This window comes from uncultured Psychroserpens sp., from assembly GCF_947503375.1.
Lineage (GTDB): Bacteria > Bacteroidota > Bacteroidia > Flavobacteriales > Flavobacteriaceae > Psychroserpens.
In genome coordinates this window covers 1-242 of sequence record NZ_CANNDQ010000032.1, presented here as the reverse complement: position 1 = coordinate 242, position 242 = coordinate 1, and the positions used below count along the sequence as shown (strand labels likewise).

At 36.8% G+C, this 242-nt stretch carries 1 protein-coding gene; it reads left to right on the top strand.

Translation table 11 applies throughout. From position 1 onward, the window contains the following. Positions 1-242: hypothetical protein (locus tag Q0876_RS15665; RefSeq protein ID WP_299229830.1), on the top strand; the 242-nt coding region annotated here is incomplete at both ends.

Here is a 242-nt window from a genome sequence, read left to right as displayed (position 1 = left end):
ACAATTACAAGAACATGGACTGCTACTGATGATTGTGGTAATTCTGTCTCTGATACACAAACAATTACTGTTGAAGACACAACACCACCAACTCTAACTTTACCTAATGATGTAACCGTTGAATGTACTGAAAGTACAAATCCAGCAGATACAGGTAATGCAACTGCTACAGATACTTGTGGTAATGTAACTGTAACATTCTCTGATAGTTCTGCTGCTAGTTGTGGAAATACTGAAACAAT